This window comes from Variovorax sp. GW821-FHT06D12, assembly GCF_059419205.1.
Genome location: NZ_JBWKRI010000004.1, coordinates 302,439 through 328,456, shown reverse-complemented (window position 1 = coordinate 328,456; position 26,018 = coordinate 302,439). Strand labels below are relative to the sequence as shown.

Annotated in this window: 19 protein-coding genes; 7 read left to right on the top strand and 12 right to left on the bottom strand. The window is 69.0% G+C overall.

The window, feature by feature from the left end; translation table 11 throughout:
• Positions 1-68 precede the first annotated feature (68 nt).
• The 4 genes from holA to AC07SQ_RS15175 form a co-directional block, all read right to left on the bottom strand.
• Complete coding sequence (gene holA, locus AC07SQ_RS15190; protein WP_062477727.1) at positions 69-1,139, bottom strand: DNA polymerase III subunit delta; 1,071 nt, start codon at positions 1,137-1,139, stop codon at positions 69-71.
• A 23-nt stretch (positions 1,140-1,162) separates the two neighbouring features.
• Positions 1,163-1,684 carry an LPS-assembly lipoprotein LptE gene (locus AC07SQ_RS15185; RefSeq protein ID WP_062477729.1) on the bottom strand — a complete coding sequence of 174 codons (522 nt, stop codon included), beginning with the start codon at positions 1,682-1,684 and terminating at the stop codon, positions 1,163-1,165.
• A gap of 35 nt (positions 1,685-1,719) precedes the next feature.
• On the bottom strand, positions 1,720-4,350 hold the full coding sequence (gene leuS, locus AC07SQ_RS15180) for a leucine--tRNA ligase (RefSeq protein WP_159273596.1): 2,631 nt from the start codon (positions 4,348-4,350) through the stop codon (positions 1,720-1,722).
• Between the two features lie 87 nt (positions 4,351-4,437).
• On the bottom strand, positions 4,438-5,913 hold the full coding sequence (locus tag AC07SQ_RS15175) for an FAD-dependent oxidoreductase (RefSeq protein ID WP_495273094.1): 1,476 nt from the start codon (positions 5,911-5,913) through the stop codon (positions 4,438-4,440).
• 130 nt (positions 5,914-6,043) lie between these two features.
• Here AC07SQ_RS15175 and AC07SQ_RS15170 point away from each other — a divergent pair, with 130 nt between their 5' ends.
• From AC07SQ_RS15170 to AC07SQ_RS15145, 6 genes are all read left to right on the top strand, one after another.
• Entirely contained in the window at positions 6,044-7,702 is a 1,659-nt protein-coding gene (locus AC07SQ_RS15170; RefSeq protein ID WP_495273093.1) for an alpha-amylase family glycosyl hydrolase, read from the top strand.
• 5 nt (positions 7,703-7,707) lie between these two features.
• Complete coding sequence (gene glgB, locus AC07SQ_RS15165; protein ID WP_495273092.1) at positions 7,708-9,888, top strand: 1,4-alpha-glucan branching protein GlgB; 2,181 nt, start codon at positions 7,708-7,710, stop codon at positions 9,886-9,888.
• Positions 9,889-10,597: 709 nt separating this feature from the next.
• Complete coding sequence (gene glgX / locus AC07SQ_RS15160) at positions 10,598-12,676, top strand: glycogen debranching protein GlgX (protein WP_495273091.1); 2,079 nt, start codon at positions 10,598-10,600, stop codon at positions 12,674-12,676.
• Between the two features lie 91 nt (positions 12,677-12,767).
• A complete protein-coding gene (gene glgC / locus AC07SQ_RS15155) occupies positions 12,768-14,105 on the top strand; it encodes a glucose-1-phosphate adenylyltransferase (protein WP_495273090.1) in 1,338 nt (445 codons plus the stop codon).
• A 14-nt stretch (positions 14,106-14,119) separates the two neighbouring features.
• Positions 14,120-15,589 carry a glycogen synthase GlgA gene (glgA, locus tag AC07SQ_RS15150; RefSeq protein WP_495273089.1) on the top strand — a complete coding sequence of 490 codons (1,470 nt, stop codon included), beginning with the start codon at positions 14,120-14,122 and terminating at the stop codon, positions 15,587-15,589.
• Positions 15,590-15,632: 43 nt separating this feature from the next.
• A complete protein-coding gene (locus tag AC07SQ_RS15145; RefSeq protein WP_495273088.1) occupies positions 15,633-18,116 on the top strand; it encodes a glycogen/starch/alpha-glucan phosphorylase in 2,484 nt (827 codons plus the stop codon).
• A gap of 24 nt (positions 18,117-18,140) precedes the next feature.
• Here AC07SQ_RS15145 and AC07SQ_RS15140 read toward each other — a convergent pair whose 3' ends face one another.
• The 4 genes from AC07SQ_RS15140 to AC07SQ_RS15125 form a co-directional block, all read right to left on the bottom strand.
• Positions 18,141-18,611 carry an ExbD/TolR family protein gene (locus AC07SQ_RS15140; RefSeq protein ID WP_099794719.1) on the bottom strand — a complete coding sequence of 157 codons (471 nt, stop codon included), beginning with the start codon at positions 18,609-18,611 and terminating at the stop codon, positions 18,141-18,143.
• 15 nt (positions 18,612-18,626) lie between these two features.
• Positions 18,627-19,322: a MotA/TolQ/ExbB proton channel family protein gene (locus tag AC07SQ_RS15135; protein ID WP_095743304.1), complete on the bottom strand. Its 696-nt coding sequence runs from the start codon at positions 19,320-19,322 to the stop codon at positions 18,627-18,629.
• Positions 19,323-19,350: 28 nt separating this feature from the next.
• Positions 19,351-20,151, bottom strand: a complete 801-nt coding sequence (gene dapB / locus AC07SQ_RS15130) for a 4-hydroxy-tetrahydrodipicolinate reductase (RefSeq protein ID WP_495273161.1) — start codon at positions 20,149-20,151, stop codon at positions 19,351-19,353.
• Between the two features lie 175 nt (positions 20,152-20,326).
• On the bottom strand, positions 20,327-20,887 hold the full coding sequence (locus AC07SQ_RS15125) for an outer membrane protein assembly factor BamE (protein ID WP_062481043.1): 561 nt from the start codon (positions 20,885-20,887) through the stop codon (positions 20,327-20,329).
• An 85-nt stretch (positions 20,888-20,972) separates the two neighbouring features.
• On the opposite strand from AC07SQ_RS15125, the gene fur reads away from it, so the two are divergent.
• A complete protein-coding gene (fur, locus tag AC07SQ_RS15120; protein ID WP_062481042.1) occupies positions 20,973-21,392 on the top strand; it encodes a ferric iron uptake transcriptional regulator in 420 nt (139 codons plus the stop codon).
• A gap of 59 nt (positions 21,393-21,451) precedes the next feature.
• On the opposite strand, the gene hprK is transcribed toward fur, so the two are convergent.
• From hprK to AC07SQ_RS15100, 4 genes are all read right to left on the bottom strand, one after another.
• A complete protein-coding gene (gene hprK, locus AC07SQ_RS15115; RefSeq protein ID WP_062481041.1) occupies positions 21,452-22,411 on the bottom strand; it encodes an HPr(Ser) kinase/phosphatase in 960 nt (319 codons plus the stop codon).
• A gap of 104 nt (positions 22,412-22,515) precedes the next feature.
• Positions 22,516-22,983 (bottom strand): PTS sugar transporter subunit IIA, encoded by a 468-nt coding sequence (locus AC07SQ_RS15110; protein WP_042581318.1) that lies wholly within the window; start codon positions 22,981-22,983, stop codon positions 22,516-22,518.
• 192 nt (positions 22,984-23,175) lie between these two features.
• Positions 23,176-23,505, bottom strand: coding sequence for a ribosome hibernation-promoting factor, HPF/YfiA family (gene hpf, locus AC07SQ_RS15105; protein ID WP_013538898.1), 330 nt, complete (start codon positions 23,503-23,505; stop codon positions 23,176-23,178).
• A gap of 321 nt (positions 23,506-23,826) precedes the next feature.
• Positions 23,827-25,944, bottom strand: a complete 2,118-nt coding sequence (locus tag AC07SQ_RS15100; protein ID WP_495273087.1) for an ATP-dependent helicase — start codon at positions 25,942-25,944, stop codon at positions 23,827-23,829.
• Positions 25,945-26,018 lie beyond the last annotated feature (74 nt).

The following is a 26,018-nucleotide window of genomic DNA, read 5'->3' as shown; positions in this document are numbered from 1 at the left end:
ACATTTTCCCACGCGGACCTTCGGCCCGGCTGACGCGGGCCTTTTGATGGCGATCGACGGCGGGAGCGTCAGGCCCGGCGCGGCGCCGCGGCCGTGCTGCAGGCGCGGCACAGCATCAGCGCCAGCCGCTGCAGCGCCTGCCAGCCGCTGGCGGGCCAGTCGGGCTGCTTCAGGCCCTTGCAGATGCCGTCGACCAGGTGGGCCGCGCGCAGCAGCCGGGTCAGCATGCGGTCGTCCAGGCGCGGCAGCACGCGCTCGAAGGCGCGCTCGCGCGGGCCCCAGATGCGGTTCTCGCGCAGCGCCATCGGCAGCGGACGGCCGGCGGCCATGGCGTCCTTCACGCGCTTGAGGGCGCGGATGTCCTCGGCGATCGTGTAGTGCACCAGCACCTCGGCCTCGCCCTCGGCCTGCAGGCCGTCGAGCATGCGCGCCACGCGCTGCGGGTTGCCGGCCAGCACGGCCTCGGAGAGCTTGAACACGTCGTAGCGCGCCACGTTGTTGACGGCGCCCTCGACCTGCTCCCAGCTCAGCTCGCCCGCCGGGTGCAGCAGCGCGAGCTTCTGGATTTCCTGGTGCGCGGCGAGCAGGTTGCCTTCGACACGGTCGGCAAAGAACTGCAGCGTGCGCTGGCCTTCGTCGCCGGGCATCACGCGCTGGTTCTGCAGCCCCAGACGCTGGGCGATCCATTGCGGCAGCGCGGCGCGCTCGATCGGGTCGACCTGGATGCTCACGCCGTTGTTCTCCAGCGCCGAGAACCATGCGCCGGTGCGCGTGGCCTTGTCCAGGCGCGGCAGCATCACCAGCGTGAGCGTGCTGTCGTTGCCGGGCGCGCCCTCGGCCAGCTGCTGCAGGGCGACGCTGCCGTCCTTGCCGGGCTTGCCCGAAGGAATGCGGATCTCGACGATCTGCTTGTCAGCGAACAGCGAGAGCGAGCCCCCGGCCGCCAGCACTGCGCTCCAGTCGAAGTGCGCGCCGGCCACGGTGTACGAGCTGCGCTCGGTGTGGCCCTGGGCGCGCGCGGCGGCGCGGATGGCGTCGGCCGCCTCCTGCGCGAGCAGCGGCTCGTCGCCGTGGATCGTGTAAAGCGGCTTCAGGCCCTTTTGCAGGTGGGCGCCGAGCTGGGCACTGGCAAGTTGCATTGAAAAAAGAACGGAAGCGACGCTTACAGGGACTGCACCGCGGCCAGCCGGCGCATCAGTTGCTGCGCGATGTCGGCCTGCATGTCGCGGAACAGCAGGTCGGCCTCGCCTTCCTTGGCCAGCGCGTTGGTCTCGTTGAAGCTCAGGTCGCGCGTCTGCGAGACCTCGGACGCGGGCAGCAATTCCTTGCCGCCCGGCGTGCGCAGGCTGAAGCGCACGCGCAGGCGCAGCTGCAATTCGCGCAGCAGGCCGGCGGAGTTGGTCGAGATCACGAAGCGGTCGCGGTCCTCGCCCAGCACCACGAGCACGGCGTCGGCGGTGCTGGCCTCTTCCTTGGGCACCAGCGTCACGTTGCCGGCCGCGCGCAGCTCGCGCCGCAGCTGGTTGATGAGCGCCGTATTGCCTTCGAGCGACAGCGTCTTGAACGCGAAGTTCGGCGCCTTGCGCAGCGCGAAGCCGCAGCCGGACAAGGCCAGCGAAGCGCCTGCCACGCCGAGGCCCAGGAGAAAGCCGCGGCGCGGCTGCGAGGCATTGCGAATGTTCATGCGTCTGTCGTTTCCGTCGTTCTGCAGTGTCGGGTTCAGATGACCACGTTGACCAGGCGCCCGGGCACCACGATCACGCGCTTGGGCGGCGCGCCTTCGGCGAAGTTGACGAAGTCGTCGCAGGCGAGCGCCAGCCGCTCGATCTCGTCCTTCGAAGCACCGGCGGGCACCAGCAGCTTGCCGCGCAGCTTGCCGTTGACCTGCAGCATGAGCTCGACCTCGTCCTGCGCCAGCGCGGCCACGTCGACCACGGGCCAGGGGGCGTCGAGCAGGTCGCCCGATGCCTTGTCGTAGCCGAGCTGTTGCCACAGCTGGTGCGCGATGTGCGGCGTTGCCGGGTAGAGGCAGCGCAGCAGGATGCCGAAGCCCTCGCGCGCGGCGGCCGCGTCGCCCGCGCTGCCGTCGGGCTTGAAGCCCTCGAGCGCATTGAGCAGCTTCATCGCGCCCGACACCACCGTGTTGTATTGCATGCGCTGGTAGTCGTAGTCGATCTGGCGCAGCACGGTGTGCACCTCGCGGCGCAGGGCCTGGGCGGGCTTGCCGAAGCTCTGGCCGGCGAGCGCCACCGGCGCCACGTCGGCCTGGGCCACGCCGTAGTTCCACACGCGGCGCAGGAAGCGGTAGCTGCCTTCGACGGCCGCGTCGTTCCACTCGAGCGTGGCTTCGGGCGGCGCGGTGAACATGGTGTACAGGCGCGCGGTGTCGGCGCCGTACTTCTCGATCAGGTCCTGCGGGTCGACGCCGTTGCGTTCGCTCTTGCCCATCTTGCCCACGCCGCCGTACTCGACCTTGGTGCCATCGGCCAGCGTGCCGCCGGTGATGCGGCCCTGCGCGTCGAGCACCGCCGTGACTTCGAGCGGCGGGAAGTAGTCCTTGCCGCCCTTCTCGTTGCGCTTGTAGAAGATGTGGTTGAGCACCATGCCCTGCGTGAGCAGCTTGGCGAAGGGCTCGTCGGCCTTCACCAGGCCCAGGTCGCGCATGACCTTGGTCCAGAAGCGCGCGTACAGCAGGTGAAGAATCGCGTGCTCGATGCCACCGATGTACTGGTCCATCGGCATCCAGTAGTCGGCGCCCTCGGCGACCATGGCCTTGTCGTTGGTCGGGTCGCAGTAGCGCATGAAGTACCACGACGAATCGACGAAGGTGTCCATCGTGTCGGTCTCGCGCCGCGCGGCCTTGCCGCACACCGGGCACACCACGCCGGCGTGGAAGCCTTCGTGCTTGGCCAGCGGGTTGCCCGAGCCGTCGGGCACGCAGTCGGTCGGCAGCACCACGGGCAGGTCTTTTTCGGGGACCGGCACCGCGCCGTGTTCTTCGCAATGGATGATCGGGATCGGCGTGCCCCAGTAGCGCTGGCGGCTCACGCCCCAGTCGCGCAGGCGCCAGGTGGTCTGCAGCTCGCCCAGGTCCTTCTGGCCGAGCGCATGCGCCACGGCGGCCACGGCCTCCTTGTAGGTCATGCCGCTGAAGTTGTCGGAGTTGATGGTCACGCCGCGCTGCTTGTCGCCGTACCAGTCCTGCCACTTGTGATAGTCGAAGTGCGGCTCGTCGTCGACCAGCACGACCTGGATGATCTCGATGCCGTACTTGTTGGCGAAGGCGAAGTCGCGCTCGTCGTGCGCGGGCACGCCCATCACGGCGCCGTCGCCGTAGCCGATGAGCACGTAGTTGCCGACCCACACCGGCACCTGCTCCTCGGTGATCGGGTGCTTGACGGTCAGGCCCGTGGGCACGCCCTTCTTCTCTTGCGTGGCGAGCTCGGCCTCGGTCGTGCCGCCACCCTTGCATTCCTCGATGAAGGCCGCGACCTTCGGGTCGAGCGTGGCGGCGTGCGCGGCCAGCGGGTGCTCGGGCGCGACGGCGCAGAAGGTGACGCCCATGATGGTGTCGGCGCGCGTGGTGAACACGTACATGCGGCCGTCCTGAATGAGCTTGCCGCTCGCGTCCCGGATGTCATGCGTGAAGGCGAAGCGCAGGCCTTCGCTCTTGCCGATCCAGTTTTCCTGCATCAGCTTGACGCGCTCGGGCCAGCCCGGCAGCTTGTGCTGGGTGTGCTCGAGCAGTTCTTCGGCGTAATCGCTGATCTTCAGGTAGTAGCCGGGGATCTCGCGGCGCTCGACCGTGGCGCCGGTGCGCCAGCCCTTGCCGTCGATCACCTGCTCGTTGGCCAGCACGGTCTGGTCGACCGGGTCCCAGTTCACGACCTGGGTCTTGCGGTAGGCGATGCCCTTTTCGAGCATCTTCAGGAACAGCCACTGGTTCCACTTGTAGTAGCTCGGATCGCAGGTGGCGATCTCGCGGCTCCAGTCGATGGCCAGGCCCATGGCCTGGAGCTGGCCCTTCATGTAGGCGATGTTCTCGTAGGTCCACTTGGCCGGCGGCACGCCGTTCTTCAGCGCCGCGTTCTCGGCCGGCAGGCCGAAGGCATCCCAGCCCATGGGCATCAGCACGTTGTAGCCGCTCATGCGCAGGTAGCGCGTGAGCATGTCGTTGATCGTGTAGTTGCGCACGTGGCCCATGTGCAGCTTGCCGCTCGGGTACGGCAGCATCGAGCAGGCGTAGTACTTCTTGCGGCTCGCGTCCTCGGTGACACGGTAGACATCGGCGGCGCGCCATTGCGCCTGGGCAGCGGACTCGACGTCGCTGGGTTTGTAGCTGGGGTTCATGACATCTCGGCAGGGCCCGGCTCGACGGCGGCCGGGAAGGCGGATTATCGCGCCGTGCGTGATCGTCCCCCGGGCTCCATGCCGGAATCAGGCCCTTTCCTGCGGCGGCGGGGCGGGCGTCCACTCGTCGCCGAACAGTTCCGGCTCGCTGTAGGCCTCCAGATTCGCCCAGTGGTGGGCCGCGTCTTCCCGGTAGAACAGGCTGGCAAGCCCCGCCGCCAGGCGCCGCGCGCCGTCGCTGATGGCCGGGATGTCGCCCGACACCGTGCCGTGGGACAGCGCCGCCGGGTAGCAGAAGCAGTGGATGCGATCCAGCCCCGGGCAGGCACCCGGCGCTTTTTCCTGGAATTCGAAGGCCGGCCCGAGGTCGGGCGAATCGGTCAGTTCGCGGTCTTCGTCGCCGGGCGCGGGCGTGAAACGGTTTTTCCAGGTACGAATGTGCGCGGAAATGCCCGCGAATTCGGGGCGGGCGGCCCAGTCGACCTGGAAACCGGTCGACACGATCAGGAAGTCGAATTCGAAATCGCCTTTCGGCGTGGTCACGCGCAGCGCCTCGCCCTGCGGCGCCACGGCCAGGATGGGGCAGCCGAAGTTGAAAAAAGCATTGGCGTGCCGCGACACCCGCAGCGTGCTGCCGTGCGGCGGCGGCACGTTCAGCACGTTGATGTAGTGGCGGATGCGCCACTTCAGCTCGTCAGGCAGGTCGTAGTGCCCCTGCGTGAGCCCCGGCACGCCGGCGCCCTTGCCCTTGTTGACGCGCGGCAGGTCGGGCCGGCGGATCAGCAGCTCGACGCTGTGCGCGCCGGCTTCGAGCGCGGTGGCGGCGCTGTCCATGGCCGAGGAGCCCGCGCCGACCACGCCCACGCGCAGGCCTTTCAGGCGGCCGTAGTCCATCTCGTCGGAGGAATGCGCCCACCTGGCACGCGGCAGGCCGTCCACGAACGCCGGCACGGCCGGGCCGCCCAGGCCGTCGCGGCCGGTGGCCAGCACGACGCGGCGCGCCAGCACGCGGCGCTCGCCGTCCGGCGTGCACAGGTCCAGGCGCACGGCGCTGGCGTCGGGCAGCGGTTGCAAGCCCGTAACAGCGGTGTCGTTGCGCACATCCACGCCCATCACGCGGCGGTACCAGACCAGGTAGTCCATCCATTGCAGGCGCGGGATCTTGTCCATCGCGGCCCAGGCCTCGGTGCCGAACTGGGCCTCGAACCAGGCGCGGAAGGTCAGCGAGGGCAGCCCCAGCGCCGGGCCCGTGAGCTCCTTGGGCGAGCGCAGGGTTTCCATGCGCGCCGTGGTGGCCCAGGGGCCTTCGCGCCCGGCCGGCGCGCGGTCGAAGATCACCGCGCGGATGCCCTGCTGCGCCAGCGCGCCCGCCGCGGCCAGCCCGGCCTGGCCGCCGCCGATGATGGCCACGTCGAGCACGGGTTCGCCGTCGACCTGGCGCGGCGGCACCCAGGCGCGGGCGGGCCAGCCGAGGTAGTCGAGGTCCTGGGCGAGCCGGCGTTCGAGCGCGGCGAGGCCGATGGGTGGGGCAGAGGGGGAGAAGGCGGTGTCGTCGGTGGTCATCGGTCGGGGGTCGGGGCGGCAGCGCCCCGCCCTGCTGAATTTACCCACTTCCGCGCGGCGCCCGCCTGCCACAGCGTACCGCTGGCCCGGATTTCGCATGCCACAATGAATTTCGACCACAGGGGCAGGCATGAGCGGCAGCAACGGCGAATGGTGGCGGGGCGCGGTGATCTACCAGATCTACCCGCGCAGCTTCATGGACAGCAACGGCGACGGCGTCGGCGACCTGCCCGGCATCACGTCGAAGCTCGACCACGTCGCCCGCCTGGGCGTCGACGCGGTCTGGGTCTCGCCCTTCTTCCGCTCCCCCATGAAGGACTTCGGCTACGACGTGGCCGACTACCGCGCGGTCGATCCGCTGTTCGGCACGCTGGCCGACTTCGACGCGATGCGCGCACGCATGCATGCGCTGGGCCTGAAGCTGATCATCGACCAGGTGCTCTCGCACACCTCCGACCAGCACGCCTGGTTCGCCGAAAGCCGCAGCTCGCGCGACAACCCGAAGGCCGACTGGTACGTCTGGGCCGACCCCAGGCCCGACGGCACGCCGCCCACCAACTGGCTCTCGGTCTTCGGCGGCTCGGCCTGGCAGTGGGACTCGCGCCGCAGGCAGTACTACCTGCACAGCTTTCTCACGGAGCAGCCCGATCTCAACTTCCATTGCGCCGAAGTGCAGGACGCCCTGCTCGGCGAAGTGCGCTTCTGGTGCGAACGCGGCGTGGACGGCTTCCGCTTCGACGCCTGCAACCACCAGTTCCACGACGCGCTGCTGCGCGACAACCCGCCGGCCACGACCGCGTCGATCGACGAGGTCAGCACCGTGCGCGCCGACAACCCCTACGCGATGCAGCAGCACCTGTACGACAAGAGCCAGCCCGAGAACCTCGTGTTCCTCGAGCGCCTGCGCCGGCTGCTCGACGGTTACGGCGCGGTCGCGCTGGGCGAGGTCGGCGACGAGAACGCGCCGCCTGTCATGGCGCAGTACACCGAACTCGGCAAGCGCCTGCACCTGGCCTACAGCTTCAGCCTGCTCACGGCCGACCACAGCCCGAAGCACCTGCGCCACCAGGTCGAATCGCTCGACACCGCACTGGCCGTGACGGGCGGCTGGGGCTGCTGGGCGGTGTCGAACCACGACGTGCCGCGCGTCGCCACGCGCTGGAGCGACGGCGCCGCGCCCGACACCCGCCGCGACCGGCTCTGGCTCGCGCTGCTGCTCGCGCTGCGCGGCAGCGCCAGCCTCTACCAGGGCGAAGAGCTGGGCCTGCCCGAGGCCGACGTGCCCTTCGAACTGCTGCAAGACCCCTACGGCCGCGCCTTCTGGCCCGAGTTCAAGGGCCGCGACGGCTGCCGCACGCCGATGCCCTGGACCACCGACGCGCCCAACGCCGGCTTCAGCACCGGCACGCCCTGGCTGCCGGTGGACGGCGCCCACCTGCCGCTGGCCGTCGACCAGCAGGAAGCCGACCCCGGCTCGATGCTCGCCTTCAGCCGCGCGCTGCTGCACTGGCGCCGCACCCAGCCGCTGCTGCGCACGGGCGCGCTGGCGTTCGTCGATGCGCCCGCGCCGCTGCTGCACATCGTGCGAAGCGACGGCGACGCGGTGCTGCATGCGATCTTCAATACGGGGAGCGAACCGGTGTCGATTCCGTTGCCCGCGCCGCTGGTGCCGCTGGCCGGCCACCCGCTCGCGCCGACCGCGACCGTCATCGCCGATCCAAAGCCCCTGCTGACGTTGGCGCCTTATGGCGTGTGCTTCGGCACGACTGCCGAAGCAGGAGGACGCTGAACCCCATGCCCCCTTCTCCCTTCCTCCAAGCTGCCGACATCCACGCGCTGATGCGCGCCGAGCACGGCGACCCGTTCGCCGTGCTCGGCCCCCACGAGACCGCCGACGGCCTCGAGGTGCGCGCGCTGATGCCCGGCGCGCGGCAGGTGGCCGTGGTGCATTCGCGCACCGGCTGGCCGCTGTCGATCCTTGCGCGGCACGAGGGCTCCGACCTGTTCAGCGGCCTCGTGCCCGCGGCCGAGGCGCGCATGGGCTACTCGTTCCAGGTCGACTGGGAGACCGGGCACGCCTCGCGGCTCGAAGACCCCTACCGCTTTCCGTTCGTGCTCGGCGAGACCGACGTGTGGCTGCTGGCCGAGGGCACGCACCTGCGGCCGTGGGAGCGGCTGGGCGCGCACCTGCGCGAGATCGACGGCGTGAAGGGCGTGGCCTTTGCCGTGTGGGCGCCGAATGCGCGGCGCGTGTCGGTGGTCGGCGACTTCAACAACTGGGACGGCCGGCGCCACATGATGCGGCTGCGCCGCGAGTGCGGCGTGTGGGAGATCTTCGCGCCGCACGTGGCGACCGGCGACAGCTACGAATTCGAGATCCTGTCGTCGCGCGGCGAGGTGCTGCGCAAGGCCGACCCCTTCGCGTTCTCGTCGCAGCTGCGCCCCGGCACCGCCTGCGTCGTGGCGCCGCTGCCCGCGCCCGTGCCGATGCCCGCCGGGCGCGCCGAAGCCAATGCGCGCGAGGCTCCGATCAGCATCTACGAAGTGCACCTGGGCTCGTGGCGCCGCAAGCACCATGGGCAGGAATGGCTGGACTACCGCGAGCTGGCCGACACGCTCGTGCCCTATGTGCGCGACCTGGGCTTCACGCACATCGAGCTGCTGCCCATCACCGAGCATCCCTTCGACGGCTCGTGGGGCTACCAGCCCATCGGCCTGTATGCCCCGACCTCGCGCTTCGGCACGCCCGGCGACTTCCGCCATTTCGTCGAAGCCGCGCATGCCGCGGGGCTGGGCGTGATCCTCGACTGGGTGCCCGCGCACTTTCCGACCGACGCGCACGGTTTGGGCAACTTCGACGGCACCGCGCTGTACGAATACGCCGACCCGCGCGAGGGCTTTCACAACGACTGGCAGACGCTGATCTTCAACTACGCCCGCACGGAGGTGCGCAACTACCTCGTCGGCAACGCGCTGTACTGGCTGGAGCGCTACGGCGTGGACGGCCTGCGCGTGGATGCGGTGGCCTCGATGCTGTACCGCGACTACAGCCGCAAGGCCGGCGAGTGGGTGCCGAATGCACAGGGCGGGCGTGAGAACCTGGAGGCCATCGATTTCCTTCGCCGCATGAACCGCGTGGTGGGCGTGGAGCGTCCGGGGGCCGTGACCATTGCGGAAGAGTCGACGAGCTTTCCCGGCGTGACGCGGCCGCCGGAAGACGGCGGGCTGGGGTTTCACTACAAGTGGAACATGGGGTGGATGAACGACACGCTGGCGTATGCCGGGACCGATCCGGTCTACCGCAAGCACCATCACCAGCAGATCACTTTTGGCCTGATGTACGCGCACAGCGAGAACTTCGTGTTGCCGCTGTCGCATGACGAAGTGGTGCACGGCAAGGGGTCGATGATCGGGCGCATGCCCGGGGATGAATGGCAGAAGTTTGCGGGGTTGCGCAACCTGTATGGGTACCTCTGGGCTTATCCGGGGAAGAAGCTGCTGTTCATGGGGGGGGAGTTTGCGCAGTACGCGGAGTGGAATGCGGATCGCGGGCTGGACTGGCACTTGCTCGAACATGCGGGGCATCAAGGGGTGCGGCGGTTGGTGCGCGATCTGAACAACGTGTATCGGCACTTTCCTGCTTTGCATGAGCTGGACCACGAGGGGGCTGGGTTCGAGTGGTTGGTGCATGACGATGTGGCGCAGTCGGTGTTTGCGTTTGTTCGGCGGGCTCGGGATGGGGGGGTTGTTGTGGTGGTTTGCAACTTCACGCCTGTGCCTCGGGATGGCTATCGATTGGGGGTGCCTTGTGCGGGTTCGTACCGGGAGGTCATCAATACCGATGGGGTGGTTTACGGTGGGAGCGGTGTGGGGAATGGGGTGGTTGAGAGTTCTCCGGTGGGATGGCATGGGAAGAGCGATTCGATCGTGATCAGCGTGCCGCCACTCGCTACTTTGATGTGGGTGGTGGCTTGAAACGCTCTGTGTTCGTTTGGGTTCCGGGGCCGGGTCTCGGCCCGGCGGCCGACCTACTTTTCTTTGCTTCGCCAAAGAAACGTAGGCAAAAGAAAGGCGACCCTGCTGTCTGCGTCCCTCCGCTTCGCTGCGGGCAACCTGCGGTGCTCACGTTTCGCGGGGTCTCGCCCAAACTCGCTTCGCTCAAACAAGGGCGAGCCCTGATCCGCGAAACGCTCCGCTCCTCGGCGCATACAGAAGGGGGTTGGATACCAACGGGCCATCGCTTCGCTCGGCCAGTGGGCCGCAGCAGGCGCTTCGCGCCTGCTGCGGCGAGGATGGGTAGCGATGTTGGTTGGAACATGAACGCAAGCTCGGACACGGGCGCAGATGTGCCTCCAAGCACCAGCACCACGAGCACAAACGCAGGCTTCGGCTGTTGGAAATTCCCGGGCCGAGCGAAGCGACGGCCCGCCCGGTATCAAAGCACCTCTGGCTGCGCCGAGGAGCGCAGCGTTTCGCGGATCAGGGCTCGCCCTTGTTTGAGCGAAGCGAGTTCTGCGAGACCCCGCGAAACGCGAGCACCGCAGGTTGCCCGCAGCGAAGCGGAGGGACGCAGACAGTGGGGTCGCCTTTCTTTGCTTACTTTCTTTGGCGAAGCAAAGAAAGTGAGTCGCCCGCCGGGGCGAGTCCCGGCCTCGGAAAGCAAACGCCGCCAGGGGTTCAAAGCATGCTGAGCCCAGGCCACCCCTACCCCCTAGGCGCAACGCTCACTGGGCAAGGCGTCAACTTCGCCCTCACAGCGCCATCCGCCAGCAAAGTAGAACTCTGCCTCTTCGACAGCACAGGCAAAAGCGAACAACAGCGCCTACCGCTCCCAGAGTGCACAGACGGCATCTGGCACGGCCACCTCCCCACCGCCCGCCCCGGCCTGATCTACGGCTACCGAGTCCACGGCCCCTGGTCCCCCCAAGAGGGCAAGCGCTTCAACCCCGCCAAGCTCCTCCTCGACCCTTACGCCCGAGAAATCCTAGGCCACTACAACGGCAGCGACCTCTTCCTGGGCCACGCCCCCACAGACCCGACCCAACGCGACCACAGAGACAACGCCCCCATCGCCCTCACGGCCCGCGTCACAGCACCCAGCAACGCACCCCAAACAACGGGCCAGGCTCACATCCCCCCCACCGACCGCGTCCTCTACGAACTCCACATCCGCAGCCTCACCCACCAGCACCCCGGCGTGCCCGAACCGCTAAGAGGCACCTACGCAGGCCTGGCAGAACCCGCAGTGCTAGACCACCTGCAACGCCTGGGCATCACCACCCTCAGCCTCATGCCCGTGCAGCACCGCGCCGACGAACAGCGCCTGCTCGCCAAGGGCCTGACCAACCACTGGGGCTACAACACCATCGGCTGGTTCGCCCCCGAAGCGCGCTTCTGGAGCGGCCGCCCCGGCACCACGCCCGCCAGCGAGTTCCGCGCCATGGCCGATGCGGTGCATGCGCGCGGCATGGAACTGGTGATCGACGTGGTCTACAACCACAGCGCCGAAAGCGACGAGCTCGGCCCCACGCTCTCGCTGCGCGGCATCGACAACGCCCTGTACTACCACCTGCGCCCCGACGACCGCGCCCTGTACGAGAACTGGGCCGGCACCGGCAACTGCCTCAACCTCGGCGAGCCGCGCGTGCTGCAGCTGGTGATGGACAGCCTGCGCTTCTGGGCCTGCGAGATGGGCGTCGACGGCTTCCGCTTCGACCTCGCCCCGGTGCTGGGCCGCGACGCACAACGCGGCTTCGATGCGCGCGCGCCCTTCTTCGCGGCGATGGCGCAAGACCCGGTGCTGTCGCGCACGCTGCGCATCGCCGAGCCCTGGGACCTCGGTCCCGGCGGCTACCGGCTCGGCGAGTTCCCGCCCGGCTGGCTCGAATGGAACGACCGCTTCCGCGACACGCAACGCGGCTTCTGGCTGCGCCAGGGGCGCGAGGGCGCCGCCGACCTGGGCGACTTCGCGCACCGCTTCACGGCCTCCAGCGCAAGCTTCGCGCACGACGGCCGCGCACCGACCGCGAGCGTCAACTTCATCACCGCGCACGACGGCTTCACGCTGCGCGACCTCGTGAGCTACGAACAGCGCCACAACCTGGCCAACGGCGAAGACAACCGCGACGGCCATGCGCACAACCTGAGCACCAACTGCGGCGTCGAAGGCCCGAGCGACGACCCCGCCGTGCGTGCGATGCGCGCGCGCCTGCAGCGCACGCTGCTCGCCACGCTGCTGCTGTCCCAGGGCACGCCGATGCTGCTGGCCGGCGACGAGCTCGGCCACAGCCAGGGCGGCAACAACAACGCCTACTGCCAGGACAACGAGACCACCTGGCTCGGCTGGATCGGGCTGTCCGACCCGGCCAGCGAACGCGCGCGCCTGACAGCCTTCGTCGCGCGGCTCACCGCGCTGCGGCGCGAGGCGCCGGCGCTGCGCAGCGGGCGCTGGTGGCCGGCCGAGCCGCCGGCCGACGGCGCACCGCCGGGCCTGCGCTGGCTGCGGCCCGACGGCCAGCCGATGGCCCCGGCCGACTGGCACGCGGGCACGGCCCTTGCGATCCTGTTCGGGCATGCCGAGGACGCCTGGCTGGTGCTGGTGAATGCGGGCCCGGGCCCCGTCACCTTCACGCTGCCGAATGGAGACTGGCGCTGCTGCCTGGCGACCGATGCCGAAGACCCCGACGCCTTGCGCGCCGCGCCCCGCCCGCTGGGCCGCGCGGTGGAGGTGCCGGTTTCGAGCCTCTGGCTTGCAAGAACGTAGGAGCCAAGCCCACGGCGCAGTGCCAGACTCGGTGCGGACACTCTGAAGACGACGACGAATTCAACAAGCGAACGAACGAACGGAGACACAGATGGACAAGCTCAACACCCAGGGAACCCAGGCCCCGCAGCCCCCCCTGCAGGCCCATCAACTGGTCCGCCGCACCATCGCGCTGGTGCTGGCCGGCGGCCGGGGCTCCCGCCTCAAGCAGCTCACCGACCGGCGCGCCAAGCCGGCCGTGTACTTCGGCGGCAAGTTCCGCATCATCGACTTCGCGCTGTCCAACTGCCTGAACTCCGGCATCCGGCGCATGGCGGTGGTCACGCAGTACAAGTCGCACTCGCTCATGCGCCACCTGCAGCGCGGCTGGAGCTTTTTGCGCGCCGAGCTCAACGAGATGGTCGACGTGCTGCCCGCGCAGCAGCGCATGGGCGACGAGCACTGGTACCGCGGCACGGCCGACGCGGTGTTCCAGAACCTGGACATCATCCAGACCCGCTCCACGCCGCACGACTACGTGGTGGTGCTGGCCGGCGACCACATCTACAAGATGGACTACTCCATCATGCTCAAGGACCACGCCGAGCGCGGCCTGGGCTGCACGGTCGGCTGCATCGAGGTGCCGCGCCACGAAGCCACGGCCTTCGGCGTGATGGCGGTGGACGACGGCCGCCAGATCACCAGCTTCCTGGAGAAGCCCGCCGACCCGCCCGCCATGCCCGGCCACCCCGACCTGGCGCTGGCCAGCATGGGCATCTACATCTTCGACTCGGCCTACCTGTACCAGCTGCTCGAGGAAGACAACGCCAACCCCGATTCGAGCCACGACTTCGGCAAGGACATCATTCCGCGCGCCGTGGCCGAGGGCCGCGCGCTGGCGCACCCGTTCAGCATGTCGTGCGTCACGCGCGCCTCGCGCGGGCCCGACGCCAAGGCCTACTGGCGCGACGTGGGCACGATTGATGCATTCTGGGCAGCCAACCTCGACCTGGCCTCGATCACCCCGGAGCTCGACATCTATGACACGGACTGGCCCATCTGGACCTACCAGCGGCAGCTGCCGCCGGCCAAGTTCGTGCTCGACCGCGAGGGCCGCCACGGCATGACGGTCAACACCATCGTCTCGGGCGGCTGCATCGTCTCGGGCTCGAAGGTGAGCAGCTCGGTGTTGTTCTCGGGCGTGCGCATCCACTCCTTCTGCGAGATCAACGAGGCCGTGCTGCTGCCCGACGTCGAAGTGGGCCGCGGCTGCCGGCTCAACCGCGTGGTGATCGACCGCGCCTGCGTGATCCCCGACGACACGGTGATCGGCGAAGACGCCGAGGCCGACGCCGCGCGCTTCGAGCGCACGGAAACGGGCGTGGTGCTGGTCACGCGCGAAATGCTCAAGCGGCTCGCGCCGGACCCCGCGCCCGCGGCCGCTGCCTGATCGACCGCACCACCATGCGCATCCTCCAGGTCAGCGCCGAGCTGTTTCCCCTCCTGAAGACCGGCGGCCTGGCGGACATCGCCGGCGCCCTGCCCCTGGCGCTCATGGCCGCGGGGCAGGAGGCGCGCGCGCTGCTGCCGGGCTTTCCCGCCATCGTGGCCGGCGTGCGCGACCTGACGCCGGTGGCCGAGTTCACCGCGCCCTGGGGCGAGCGCTTCGGCCTGCGCGCCGGGCACGTCGCCATCGCCGGCGCGCCGCCGATTCCCACCTACGTGATCGACGCGCCCGCGCTCTACGACCGACCCGGCAATCCGTACGAAGACACCACGCGCCAGCCCTACAGCGACAACCACCGGCGCTTCGCGCTGCTGGGCTGGGCGGCGGCGCAGCTCGCGCAAGGGCTCGACCCCGGCTGGCGGCCCGACATCGTGCACGCGCACGACTGGCACGCGGCGCTCGCGCCCGCCTACCTGGCCTTCGCGCGGCGCGCGGGCGGCCCGCGCACGGGCAGCGTGTTCACGGTGCACAACCTGGCCTACCAGGGCGTGTTCGCGCCCTGGCACTTCGCCGAACTCGGCCTGCCGGCACCGGCCTTCCACATGAACGGGCTGGAGTACCACGGCCAGATCTCCTTCATGAAGGGGGGCCTGTACTTCGCCGACCAGCTCACCACCGTGAGCCCGACCTACGCGCTCGAGATCCAGACGCCCGAGCAGGGCTGCGGCCTCGACGGCCTGCTGCGCCAGCGCGCCGGCGTGCTCAGCGGCATCCTCAACGCGGTCGACGACCAGGTCTGGAACCCGTCCACCGACGCCGCGCTGGTGCAGGGCTACCAGGCGCCCGAGGGCCGCCACATGGCCGGCAAGGCGCGCTGCAAGTCGGTGCTGCAGCGCCAGCTGGGACTGGCCGAGCGCCCCGACGCGCCGCTGTTCATCGTGGTGAGCCGGCTCACCGAACAGAAGGGCCTGCACCTCGTGCTCGGCGGCCTCGACACGCTGCTCGCGCAGGGCGGCCAGCTCGCGCTGCTGGGCAGCGGCGAAGGCTGGCTCGAAGAGGCCTTCCGCCAGCGCGCGGCGGCGGCGCCCGCCTCGGTGAGCGTCACCATCGGCTACGACGAGACGCTGGCGCACCAGCTCTTCGGCGCGGGCGACGTGACGATCGTGCCTTCGCTGTTCGAGCCCTGCGGCCTCACGCAGATGTACGGCCTGAAGTACGGCAGCCTGCCGCTGGTGCGCCGCGTCGGCGGGCTGGCCGACACCGTCGTCGACTGCACGCTGGAAGACATGGCCAGCGGCGCCGCCACCGGCTTCGTGTTCGACCGCTTCGAGGACGCCGACTACGACCGCGCCCTGCGCCGCGCCTTCGCGCTGTACGAGCGCGCCCCCGACTGGCGCCGCGTGCGCGGCAACGCCATGCGGCGCCCGGCCGACTGGGGCACGGCGGCCGCGCAGTACATCGATGTGTACCAACGGGCGCTGGCCTGAAGCCCCCGCCCCACACCCCACCACCCACTCCGGGAACGCCTCCATGACGATCAAGGACTTCGCCTACGACCACCCCGACCGCGACGTTGCCGCCTTCAAGCGCGCGGTGGCCAACAAGCTGATCTACGCCGTCGGCAAGGACCCCGTGGCCGCCAGCCCCGACGACTGGCTGCACGCCACCGCGCTGGCCGTGCGCGACCAGCTCGTCGAGCGCTGGATGACGACCACGCGCGCCAACTACGCGCAGGACCTCAAGCGCGTGTATTACCTCTCGATGGAGTTCCTCATCGGGCGCACCTTCACCAACGCGCTGCTCGCCGTCGACCTGTACGGCACCGTGCGCGAGGCGCTGGCCGACTTCGGCGTCGACATGGCGGCGCTGGCCGAGCGCGAGCCCGATGCGGCGCTCGGCAACGGCGGCCTCGGGCGGCTCGCGGCCTGCTTTCTCGATTCGATGGCCACGCTCGGCGTGCCCGGCATGGGCTACGGCATCCGCTACGAGTACGGCATGTTCCGCCAGCGCATCGTCGACGGCCAACAGGTCGAAACGCCCGACTACTGGCTCACGCGCGGCAACCCGTGGGAGTTCCAGCGGCCCGAGGTGAACTACCGCGTGCGCTTCGGCGGCCACGTGCAAAAGCGCGAAGGCAAGAACGCGCCCTACGGCGCGGCCGACTGGGTCGACACGCACGACGTGCTCGCCGTGGCCTACGACACCATCATTCCCGGCTACGGCACGCAGGCCACCAACACCTTGCGGCTGTGGTCGGCGCGCGCCACCGAGGAGATCGACCTGTCGGCCTTCAACCGCGGCAACTACATGGCGGCGGTGGAGAGCAAGAACCACTCCGAGAACGTCTCGCGCGTGCTCTACCCCGACGACTCCACGCCCTCGGGCCGCGAGCTGCGGCTGCACCAGGAGTACTTCTTCTGCAGCGCCAGCGTGCAAGACCTGCTGCGGCGTTACCTGCGCAACCACACGAGCTTCGACCAGCTGTCTGACAAGGTCAGCATCCACCAGAACGACACGCACCCGGTGCTGGCCGTGCCCGAACTCATGCGCCTGCTGCTCGACGAGCACGGCCTGGCCTGGGACGTGGCCTGGGGCCACACGCAGAAGGTGTTCAGCTACACCAACCACACGCTGATGCACGAGGCATTGGAAACCTGGCCGGTCGAGATGCTCGGGCGCATCCTGCCGCGCCACCTGCAGATCCTGTACGACATCAACGCGAAGTTCCTGGCCGCCGTGACGCAGACGCACGGCCAGGACGTCGAGCTGGTGCGCCGCCTCTCGCTGATCGACGAGACCGGCGAGCGCCGCGTGCGCATGGCCTACGTGGCGGTGCTCGCGAGCCATTCGGTGAACGGCGTGTCGGGGCTGCACTCGGAGCTGATGAAGCAGTCGATCTTTGCCGACTTCGCGAAGATCTTTCCCGAGCGCTTCAACAACAAGACCAACGGCGTCACGCCGCGCCGCTGGCTCGCACAGGCCAACCCGCCGCTGGCCGCGCTGCTCGACCAGCGCATCGGCAAGGGCTGGCGGCGCGACCTGTCGCAGCTCGAGGCATTGCGCCCGATGGTCGCGCAGCCCGCCTTCGTGCGCGCCTTTCGCCATGCCAAGCGCGAGAACAAGCTGCGGCTGGCCAACTGGGTCGGCGAGCACCTGAAACTCGACCTGGACACCGACGCGATGTTCGACGTGCAGGTCAAGCGCATCCACGAGTACAAGCGGCAGCTGCTCAACGTGCTGCACGTGATCGCGCGGTACCACCGCATCCTCGATGCGCAGGCCAGCGGCACGCCGGTCGACATCGCGCCGCGCGTGGTCGTGTTCGCGGGCAAGGCGGCGTCGGCCTATGCGATGGCCAAGCAGGTGATCCGGCTCATCAACGACGTGGCGACCACCGTGAACGCCGACGCGCGCGTCGGCAAGCTGCTGAAGGTGGTGTTCCTGCCGAACTACAGCGTGAGCCTGGCTGAAATCATCATGCCGGCGGCCGACCTGTCGGAGCAGATTTCCACCGCGGGCACCGAGGCCTCGGGCACCGGCAACATGAAGTTCGCGCTCAACGGCGCGCTCACCATCGGCACGCTCGATGGCGCCAATGTCGAGATGCGCGAGAACGTCGGCCCCGAGAACATCTTCATCTTCGGCCACACCACGCCCGAGGTGGCCGACATCCGCGCCCGCGGCTACCAGCCGCGCGAGATCTACGAGGAGAACGCCGAACTCAAGCGCGTGCTCGATGCCATTCGCGACGGCGCGTTCTCGCCAGGCGAGCCGGCGCGCTACCAGGGCATCTACGACGCGCTCGTGAACTGGGGCGACCACTACCTGCTGCTGGCCGACTACGCAAGCTATGTCGCGAAGCAGGCCGAGGTCGATGCGCTGTACCGCGACGCGGAGGCGTGGACGCGCATGGCGATCCTCAACGTGGCGGGGATGGGCGCGTTCTCGTCTGACCGGACGATCGCGGAGTACGCGCATGAGATCTGGCATACGAAGCCAGTGATGCTCGGCTGAGGCGAGCGGGCCGGGCCCGCAAGCTCAGCGCGGTTTGGCGGGGGCCGCCTCGGCCTCGGTGACAAAGCCGATGCGGCTCAGCCCGGCCTTGTTCGCGATGCCCATGAGCGCCACCACCTTGCCGTAGGGCACGGTCTGGTCGGCGCGCAACTGCACCTCGGTGTCCTTGCTGTCGGCGGCGGCCTTTTCGAGCTGGGCGGTCAGTTCCTCATCGGTCACGGGCTTGTCGTTCAGGAAGACCTTGCCCGACGCATCGACCGACAGGCTCACGAACTTCGGCGTGTCGTTGGGCTGGCCCGCGTCGGTCTGCGGCAGGTCGAGCTTGATCGAGCTGGCCATCAGCGGCGCGGTGATGATGAAGATCACCAGCAGCACCAGCATCACGTCGACCAGCGGTGTGACGTTGATGTCGGACAGCGGCCGCTGCCCGCCCGCGCCCATGGCCCGCCCGCCGCCTGCGGCGCTGCTGCCCAGTGAGGTGCGTCCGAAGGCCATGGTGTGCGTGGTGCCTTAAACGGGCATCGGCCGCGCGGGCGGCGGTGCGGCAGGTGCCGGCGCTTCGCCGAAGCTGCCGAGCAGGTCGTGCGCGAAGCCTTCGAGCTCGGCCTCGACGCGGCCCACGACGCGGCCGAACACGTTGTAGGCCAGCACGGCCGGAATGGCGACCGCGAGGCCGAAGGCCGTCATGACGAGCGCCTCGCCGACCGGCCCGGCCACCTTGTCGATGGTGAAACCGCCGGTCTGGCCCGCGATGCCCGCGAGCGCGCCATAGATGCCCCAGACGGTGCCGAGCAGGCCGACGAAGGGCGCGGTGGCACCCACGGTGGCCAGCAGGATCTGCCCGGCCTGCAGGCGCCGCAGCGCGCCGTGCAGCGCGCCGCGCAGCACGCGCGTGAGGCGCTGGTTGCGGTCGACCGTGGCGCCCAGCGTGCCGCCGGGGGCTTCGGTGGCGGCCTGGCGCAACGCGGCCACGGCGGGGCGCACGAGTTCGGCGCGGTCGAAGGCTTGCAGCTTCTGCTCGGCTTCGACCAGGGTGGCCGACTGCCAGAACGCCGCGATGCTGCGCAGCACGTCGCGCGTGCCGCCGCGCAGCAGCCAGGCTTTCCAGAGGATCACGACCCAGCTGGCGATCGACATCGCGAGCAGCAGCGCGGCCACCGAACGGCTGACGCCGTCACCGTGGGTCAGCAGTTCGAGCACGCTCATTCGCGTCCTTGGTTGTGGTGCGCCTGGCTTAGCGCAGGCCGAGTACGTCGAACATGTCGAACAGGCCGCTGCGCTGGCCGCTCAGGAAGCGCACCGCACGCAGCGCGCCCTGCGCGTAGGTCACGCGGCTGGACGACTTGTGGGAGATCTCGATGCGCTCGCCGATGCCCGCGAACAGCACGGTGTGGTCGCCCACGATGTCGCCGCCGCGGATGGTGGCGAAGCCGATGGTCGACGGGTCGCGCTCGCCCGTGATGCCTTCGCGGCCGTACACGGCGCAGTCCTTGAGGTCGCGGCCCAGCGCGTCGGCGATCACCTCGCCCATCTTGAGCGCGGTGCCCGAGGGCGCGTCGACCTTGAAGCGGTGGTGGGCCTCGACGATCTCGATGTCGTAGCCGGTGGCCATCGCGCGGGCGGCCATGTCGAGCAGCTTGAGCGTGACGTTGACGCCCACGCTCATGTTGGGCGCCATCATGATGGCGATGTCTTGGGCGATCTCGGCGATCTCGGCCTTCTGCGCATCGCTGAAGCCGGTGGTGCCGATCACGGCCTGTACGCCCAGCTCGCGGCACACGGCCAGGTGCGCCATCGTGCCTTCGGGTCGGGTGAAGTCGATCAGCACCTGCGCGTCCTGCAAGCCGGTGCGCAGGTCGGCCACGATGGGCACGCCGCTGGTGAAGCCCAGGAAGGCCGCGGCATCGGCGCCGAGGGCGGCGCTGCCGGCGATGTCGAGCGCGCCGGCCAGGCGGCAGTCGGGCGCGTTGCGCACGGCTTCGATGAGCATGTGGCCCATGCGGCCCGAGGCGCCGGCGATCGCCACCCGGCGCAGCGCGGGAGCGGAGGAAGAAGAATCGGAGGTGGGGGTGGTGGTCGGTTCAGTCACGGGGATTCGGTCGTTGAAAAGTCCCTACGGGAGCCATGGACACCGACGAAAGCCGCCCCACCGGTCCGGCGGGCACCGCCCGCAGGAGGGGTGGCCGCCGCCGGAGCCCTGCCGCGCACGCTCAGCGCGCGGCTTCGAGCGGGGGGTAGGCGGCCGGCAGCGCGGGCATGGGGGCTGCCGGGGTGCCGGTGGTGTCGGCTTTCTTGTCGGCCTTGGGCGCGAATTTCTTGAGCTCTTCTTCGGTGGCCTCGAGCTGCGGCACCTTGCCGCTCTTGCGGCGGGTGTCGAGCGTGGCGACGAATTCTTCTTCGCTGGGCATTTCGTCGCCCTCGAAGCGGTCCATGAGTTCGCCGTTGAAGAACACGGTCAGGCGGCGCTCCTGCGGATCGACGCCCTGGCGGCGGATCGTGAAGACGTAGTCCCAGCGGTTGGCGTGGAAGACGTCGTTCAGCAGCGAGGTGCCGAGGATCTCGCGCACCTGTTGGCGCGACATGCCGGGCTTGAGTGCCGCGACCTGTTCCTTCGACACGAAATTGCCCTGCACCACTTCGACTTTGTAGGGGGTGACGGCAGACAGCGCGCCACGCGTGCGTTCGCTGAAACCGCTGCAGGCACCGAGGGCGAGCGTCGCCGCAATGGCAGCAACCAGCAACCAGGGCCGGCGTTGGAGGATGGCAGGCATGGGAGAAGAGGGGGTAGCGATATGATCGAACATTGTAGCGGTCGAGCCTGAAGGCCCGGCCTCAGCCCAGGGCGCAGGAACCATCATGGCCAACATCGACGAACTCAAGAACACCGGCCTCAAGGCCACCTTGCCGCGGCTGAAGATCCTCGAGATCTTCCAGACCGGCAGCCAGCGGCACATGACCGCGGAAGACGTCTTCCGCGTGCTGCTCAACGAACACTCCGACATCGGCCTGGCCACCGTGTACCGCGTGCTCACGCAGTTCGAGCAGGCCGGCATCCTGGAGCGCAGCCACTTCGAAAGCGGCAAGGCGGTCTACGAACTGAACGAAGGCACGCACCACGACCACCTGGTCTGCACCTCGTGCGGCAAGGTCGAGGAGTTCTACGACGCCGAGATCGAGCGCCGCCAGCAGATGATCGCCAAGGACAAGGGCTGGGTCCTGCAGGACCACGCCATGTCGCTGTACGGCCTGTGCGGCGACTGCGTCAAGAAGCGCTGACGCTGAAGACCTGCTGAAGCAGAAAGCGGCCCTTCACTTTGAAGGGCTTTTTTCTTTGCTCAGTCCGGGTCGCGCCCGCTTTCCATCGCCTTGTGGTGGCGCGCCACGAAGTCGGCATAGGTGTCGATGCCGCGCAGCTGCAGGATCGAGTTGCGCACTGCCGCCTCCACCAGCACGGCGATGTTGCGCCCGGCCACCACCTGGATGATGACCTTGCGCACCGGGATGCCCAGTACGTCCTGCGTGAGCGGCGCCGAGGGCATGCGCTCGTAGTCGCGCTCGAAGCTGTCGCGCCGCACGAGGTGCACGATGAGCTTCAGCCGCATCTTCCGGCGCACGGCCGTCTCGCCGAAGATCGCGCGGATGTCCAAGAGGCCGATGCCGCGCACTTCCAGCAGGTTCAGCAGCAGGTCGGGGCAGCGGCCCTCGATGGTGTTCTGGTTGATGCGGTACAGGTCGACCGCGTCGTCGGCCACCAGGCCGTTGCCGCGCGAGATCAGCTCCAGGCCGAGCTCGCTTTTGCCCAGGCCCGACTCGCCCGTGATCATCACGCCCATGCCCAGGATGTCCATGAACACGCCGTGCATCGAGGTGCGCTCGGCGAAGTGCTTGGACAGGTAGGCGCGCAGCAGGTCGATCACGAAGGCCGACGACTCGCGCGTGGCAAACAGCGGCAACTGGGCGCGTTCGCAGATCGACAGCAGCTCGTCGGGCGCGGCCTGGCCGTCGGCCAGCACCAGCATCGGCGGTTCCAGCGTGACGATGCGCCCGATGCGGCGCACACAGTCTTCCTTGCTGCCGCGCGTGAGGTAGGCCACCTCGCGCGCGCCGAGGATCTGCACGCGGTACGGGTGGATGTAGTTCAGGTAGCCGACCAGGTCGGCGGCCGACTGCGCGCGGCTGATGACGTCGGGGTCGAACTGGCGCTCCGAGGCACCCAGGCCCGCGAGCCATTCCCAGCGGAGCGACCCGCGGAACTCCTCGAACATGGCATCGGCGCTGATGACGGTCGGCTTCATGCGTGCGGCGGCCGGCGCGGGGCGCCGGCATTCTGGTCAGGATGGAGGGAGAGAAAAGCGTCGCCGCAGCTTATCAGCAGCAGCGGCAGGCCCGGCACGGGCGCTCAGGCGACCTGGGTCGATTGCCAGCCGGCAATGAGGCCGTGCAGCGCGGCGGCATCGGTGCTGGACTTGATCTGCTCGCGCAGGCCGGCGTCGCTCAGCAACTCGGCAATTTCGGACAGGATTTCGAGGTGCTTCTGCGTGGCCGCTTCGGGCACCAGCAGGAAGATCAGCAGCGCCACGGGCTGCTCGTCGGGAGCGTCGAAGCCGATGGGGTTCGCCAGCTGGAACACCGCGGCCATCGGCGCCTTGAGGCCCTTGATGCGGCCATGCGGAATGGCGACGCCGTGGCCCAGGCCGGTGGAGCCGAGGCGCTCGCGCGCAAACAGGCTGTCGGTGATGAGGGCACGGCCCAGACCGTGAAGGCTCTCGAACAGCAGGCCGGCTTCTTCGAAAGCACGTTTCTTGCTGGTGGCGTCAACGCTCACGAGCACTTGAGCGGGCGGCAGGATGGACGCGAGGCGATTCATGGTGGGGTCAGAGCGGGGGCGATTATGCACCTCCTCGGTAAAAACCCCCAGTCCCCCTAATTACTTTCGTCTACATGTGTTGCCGTGAGGCGTCGCTTCCTCTGGAGGCCCTTGCAAAGCCCCACCAATGTGGTCGGACAAACAAAAGGCCGCCCGAAGGCGGCCTGAGATGCGGGGCGCGGGGCCCGGCGTTTACATCACGCGCTTGGGCGCCACGTGATGGTGGTCCTGCAGGCGATCCTTGTGGCGGACCACCTGGCGGTCGAGCTTGTCGACCAGCTCATCAACCGCGGCGTACAGATCAGCGTGGCTCGATTCCGCGAACATGTCATTGCCCTTGACGTGAATGTTGCACTCCGCCCTTTGGCGGCGTTCCTTTTCCTTCTGCTTTTCCACCGTGAGGATCACCTTGACATCGACCACCTGGTCGAAATGTCGCGTGATCCGGTCCAGCTTGCTCGTGACGTAGGTGCGCAAGGCAGGTGTGACGTCGAGGTGATGACCGCTGATCGTCAAATTCATGAATGACCTCCTGAGAATTGACGGTTGGGGAAATGACCGCGCTCCGGGATGAAGCGTGGCCGGCGAAACAGGTGAGGTTGGGAGAGAGGGAGAAGAGGAAGGGAGATGAAGAAAGGGGGGCGGTCGGATTCACTATGCCCAAGCTGTCACGGTATTGCAATACCGGGGCTTGCCCGAGTGACGGGCCGGTGTATTGCATGCCCTAATCCGCTATTGATTCCATAGCTGCCCCCGTGCAGTGGCATGCCGTTGCGGCACATTGGAAGCAAGTGTTTCCATGTGCAGCGCGCAGTGCCCCTCCCGCCCGAAGGGCCGGCCCGTTCAGCGCCAGGCGACGCGCATGCGGTTGCGCAGGTCGATCACCGCGGCCGGCGGCGGCACAGCGGGCGGCAGCACCGGCGGCGGCGGCCAGGTCTGCAGCTCGAAGCCCGCGAGGTCGGACTCGGTGATGAAACGGGTGCGGTTGGCGTACAGGTGCCGGTCGCCGCGCGCCGCCTGCTGCGTGATGTGGAAGCGCTGCGGCATCACCAGGTGCAGGTGGTCGCGGGCCCGCGTCATCGCGACGTAGAGCAGGCGCCGCTCTTCCTCGAGTTCATGCGCACCCTGTGCCACGTCGGCCGGCATGCAGCCGTCGACCACGTTGATGACGTGCACCGAGTTCCACTCCTGGCCCTTGGCCGAATGGATGGTCGACAGGATCAGGTAGTCCTCGTCGAGCGAAGGCGGGCCGGGCCGGTCGCTGGTGGCCTCGGGCGGGTCGAGCGTGAGTTCGGTGAGAAAGCGCTCGCGCGAGCCATAGCCGGCCGCCAGCCGCGCCAGCTGTTCGACGTCGGCACGCCGCACGCCCGAGGTGTCTTCGTACAGCCGCTCCAGGTGCGGCTGGTACCACTGCATCGCCACCTCCACGTCGGCCGGCCACTGCAGCGACGGCGCGCGCAAGGCGGCGTAGGCCTGGGCGAAGTCGGCCCACTGTTCACGCGCGGCCGACGGCGGTACGAAGTCGCGCACGGCCGCGGCCGGGTCGGCCGCCTGGTCCATCGCGTCGAGCAGGCGCGTGCCGGTGGCCGGGCCCACGCCGGGGATGAGCTGCGTGACCCGGAAGCCCGCCATGCGCCCGCGCGGGTTCTGCGCGAAACGCAGCACGGCGAGCAGGTCCTTCACATGCGAGGCCTCGAGGAACTTGAGCCCGCCGAACTTCACGAACGGGATGTTGCGCCGCGCCAGCTCCAGTTCGAGCGCCGCGCTGTGCGACGAGGTGCGAAACAGCACCGCCTGCGACTTCAGCGCCAGCCCGCCCTCGCGGTGCGCCAGGATCTTGTCGGCCACCCAGCGCGCCTGCCCGGCCTCGTCGGGCACGAGCACCAGCACCGGCTTGCCGGCCGAGGGCTTGTCGGTCCACAGCGTCTTGGCGTGCCGCTCGGCGGCCTGCGCGATGACGCGGTTCGACACGTCGAGGATCGGCTGCGTCGAGCGGTAGTTGCGCTCCAGCGTGACGATGCGCGCCTGTTGGCTGAACTGCGAAGGAAAGTCGAGGATGTTGCGCACCGTGGCGCCGCGGAACGAGTAGATCGACTGCGCGTCGTCGCCCACCACCGTCACGCCGCGCCCGTCGGGCTTCATCGCGCGCAGGATCTCGGCCTGCAGCAGGTTGGTGTCCTGGTACTCGTCGACCAGCACGTGGTCGAAGCGTGCGCCGACGTGCGCGGCCAGCGCGGGCTCGGCGACCATCTCGGCCCAGTAGAGCAAGAGGTCGTCGTAGTCGAGCACGTTCTGCTGCTGCTTGGCTTCGACGTAGGCGCCGAAGAGCGCCTTGAGCTGCGCCTCCCACTCGGCGCACCAGGGAAAGCTGTCCTTCAGCACGGTGGCCAGCGGCGCGCGCGTGTTCACGCAGCGCGAGTAGATCGACAGGCAGGTGCCCTTGCGCGGGAAACGATTGACCGTGGACGACAGGCCCAGCTCGTGCCGCACCAGCCCCATCAGGTCTTCGGCGTCGCCGCGGTCGTGGATGGTGAAGTTCTCGTCCAGCCCGATCTGCGCGGCGTACTCGCGCAGCAGCCGTGCGCCGATGCCGTGGAAGGTGCCGGCCCACGGCAGCGCGGGCGGGCGCTCCGACTTCAGGCCCAGCACGCGCGCCAGCACCTGGCCCGCGCGGCGCTCCATTTCCTGCGCGGCGCGGCGCGAGAAGGTGAGCAGCAGCAGGCGCTGCGGATCGACCCCGTCCGCGATCAGGTGCGCCACGCGGTGCGCCAGCGTGCTGGTCTTGCCCGAGCCGGCACCGGCGATCACGAGCAGCGGCCGGTGGTCGGCGCCGACCGCCGCGCCCACGCCGTGCTCGACCGCCGCGCGCTGGTCGTCGTTGAGCGTGGCAAGCGCCGCGGCCAGGCGCTCGGCTTGCGTCTTCGGCGGGGTGGAAAGAACGGGGGACGCAGGGGTCTGCATGGGCACGACTTTACTGTATGTCCGTCCAGTTCGAGTGCCTTGTCGCCCTGTGGCCGGTGACATAATCGCGCCTC